This is a genomic window from Streptomyces sp. GC420 (assembly GCF_009916105.1).
Classification (GTDB): domain Bacteria; phylum Actinomycetota; class Actinomycetes; order Streptomycetales; family Streptomycetaceae; genus Streptomyces.
On sequence record NZ_JAAAXQ010000618.1, the window covers coordinates 1 to 2937 of the forward strand.

3 protein-coding genes are annotated in these 2937 nt (G+C 75.0%); 1 reads left to right on the forward strand and 2 read right to left on the reverse strand.

The features are described 5' to 3' along the window. On the reverse strand, positions 1 to 751 hold a 751-nt coding region (locus GUY61_RS36935), incomplete at its 3' end, for a metalloregulator ArsR/SmtB family transcription factor (protein WP_166634666.1). 119 nt (positions 752 to 870) lie between these two features. Continuing rightward, complete coding sequence (locus GUY61_RS36940) at positions 871 to 1290, reverse strand: ATP-binding protein (protein ID WP_166634667.1); 420 nt, start codon at positions 1288 to 1290, stop codon at positions 871 to 873. A gap of 332 nt (positions 1291 to 1622) precedes the next feature. On the opposite strand from GUY61_RS36940, the gene GUY61_RS36945 reads away from it, so the two are divergent. Beyond that, complete coding sequence (locus GUY61_RS36945; RefSeq protein ID WP_166634668.1) at positions 1623 to 2450, forward strand: enoyl-CoA hydratase family protein; 828 nt, start codon at positions 1623 to 1625, stop codon at positions 2448 to 2450. The last annotated feature ends 487 nt before the right edge of the window (positions 2451 to 2937 follow it).

Here is a 2937-nt window from a genome sequence, read left to right on the forward strand (position 1 = left end):
CCTTCACGGGGTTCGCGTCCCCCGGGCTCGTCCGCCCTCCGGCCGTCTCCGTCGGCGGCTGCTCGTACGGCTCCTCCGGGCCGGTGCCCAGGCGCAGCCGGCAGGCGTCGGGTTCGGCGAAGGGGTGCAGCGCCACCGGCTGCGGGCCGCCGCCCAGGGCGGAAAGACCCGCCCTGACCAGCCCTTCGTGGACGCCGCAGATGACTCCGGGATACTCGCGGGCGGCCTCGACGAAGGGGCAGCGCGGCAACCGCACGTCATGGGCCCCGTCGTCCGTCTCCGGCGCGAAGCCGATCTCGGCCAGCAGTTCCACCACCCGCGCTCTGGCCTCCTGCGGACTGTGTGCCTGCTCCTGCCCGGCCGTCAGGGCGCGGCCCCATTCCTCGCCCGCGGCGACCGCGTCCGCGTGCGGATCGGCACTGGAGCGGGCGATCTGACCGGCCAGGACGGCGGCGAGCCCGGCGTACTCGCGCACCGGTGACTGCTGCGGCGGGCGGGCCCGGTAGCGCCACGCCGGGCGCCCGCGTCCGGATGCGGCGGCCCGCTCGCGCACGGCGAGGCCGGCGTCCACCAGCGCGTCGAGGTGCTCGCGCACGGTGTTCACGTGAAGCGCGCACACCTGCGCGAGCGCGGTGGCGGTGACGGGCCCGGCCTGCCCGCGCAGGTACTGGAGGACCGCGCGGCGCTGCCGGGAGAGCGGCGGGCCGTCCGGTCCACCGCCGGGAAGCGGGCCATTATTTTCCACGGACATGTCCGTAGTATATTCCGGCCGCCGTCCGGCAGCTCCATGGTGTGTCCGTGAATGCGGGCCGAAGCGGGCGCCCGGCGGGTGCGGGCGAGGTGCCCCGCGGGTGCGGGCCTCCGCCGCTCTCAGGCGCCGCGCGCGGAGAGCCGGAACCAGACCGCCTTGCCCGCGTCCGTCGGGCGGTGGCCGTACGCCGTGCTCAGCGCGCGGATCAGCAGCAGGCCGCGGCCGTGCTCCTGCCAGGGGTCCGGCATCGCGGGGCACGGGCCGGCGAGATTGCCGGGCGGCGCGGGATCGCAGTCGTGGACCTCGACCTGGCAGCCGCTCGGCCGCAGCTCCACCACCAGCTCGATCGGATCGTTCCCCTTGGTGTGCTCCACCGCGTTGGCCACGAGTTCCGCCGTGAGCAGCTCCGCCGTATCGCTGTCCGCCGACGCCCGGAGGTCCGCCAGCGCCGTACGTATCAGTGCGCGGGCGAGCGGTACGGCGGCCGTCGTGTGAGGCAGCGCTATCCGCCACGAGGCGGGGTCGGGGGGCGTGAGCAAGGGGGAGGTCCGTTCGAACGTGCGCTTGTCGGGGGTGGTGGTGGCTCGGCGGTGACAGTGGCGGTGGCTGGGTGGGCTCAACCATACGAACTGCCGACGAAGAACCCGAGAGTCGTGCACCTGTGACGGATGGGACGTGCGTCACAAACTTGACAGCGCCCAGGTATCCGTACAAACGGCGATACCGAACGGCGACAGGGTTATATCGCTCTCGTGACGACAGTCACAGGAGGGTGATAACTTGGGCCGAGGCGACCGGCGGTGACCACGTGAGCACGGACACGGCAGGGGGCACCGCTCGGCCGGAGGGACAGCCGAAGGAGGAGAACTCCATGAGCCCGTTCCGCGGCTCCGCTACCCGTACCGAGGACTGGCGCCATCTGCGGCTGGACATCACTGACGGCGTCGCCACCGTCACCCTCGCCCGCCCCGAGAAACTCAACGCGCTGACCTTCGGCGCGTACGCGGATCTGCGAGACCTGCTTGCCGAGCTCTCCAGGGAACGGGCGGCGCGCGCGCTGGTGCTCGGCGGCGAGGGGCGCGGTTTCTGCTCCGGCGGGGACGTCGACGAGATCATCGGCGCCACACTCGGGATGGACACCGCCCAGCTGATCGACTTCAACCGGATGACCGGCCAGGTCGTGCGGGCCGTCCGAGAGTGCCCCTTCCCGGTGGTCGCGGCCCTGCACGGCGTGGCCGCGGGCGCGGGGGCCGTGCTGGCGCTGGCCGCCGACTTCCGGATCGCCGACCCCACCGCGCGTTTCGCCTTCCTCTTCACCAGGGTGGGGCTCTCCGGGGGCGACATGGGCGCCGCCTATCTGCTGCCGCGCGTCGTGGGCCTCGGCCACGCCACCCGACTGCTGATGCTCGGCGAACAGGTCCGCGCGCCCGAGGCCGAGCGGATCGGACTCATCAGCGAACTCGTCGAGGAAGGCACGGCCGGCACCCGCGCCGCGGAACTGGCCCGCCGCCTCGCCGACGGGCCCGCCCTCGCCCACGCCCAGACCAAGGCACTCCTCACCGCGGAACTCGACATGCCGCTGGCCGCCGCCGTCGAACTGGACGCGGCCACCCAGGCGCTGCTGATGAACGGCGAGGACTACGCCGAATTCCACGCCGCCTTCACCGAGAAGCGGCCCCCGAAATGGCAGGGGCGGTGAGCATGCCCGCCCCCTCCCGGACACAGGACGGCGCCCGCGCGGCAGTCGGCACACCGCGCACGGCACGGGGCGGCACGCCCGCCCGGACGGCGGGCGCCGCGCGTGCCGGGGCGCGGGACGTGCCGTCCGGGTCGCCGGGCAAGGCGCACGGCCGGTCGGCGTGCGACGGGACGGCCGTGGGGCGGGACGCGGTGCACGTCGGTGCGGGAGGCGCCGGACCGCTCGGGGCACCGGACACCGCGCGGGGCCGGTCGGCGTGCGACGGGACGGCCACGGACCCGGGCACCCCCCGCCCCGGTGCGGGAGGCGCCGGACCGTCCGGGGCACCGGACACCGCGCGGGGCCGGTCGGCGTGCGACGGGACGGCCACGGACCCGGGCACCCCCCGCCCCGGTGCGGGAGGCGCCGGACCGTCCGGGGCGCGGGACAAGGAGCATGGCGGGCCGGCGGGCACCGGGCGCGGCACCGCGCTTGAGAGGGCGCCGGT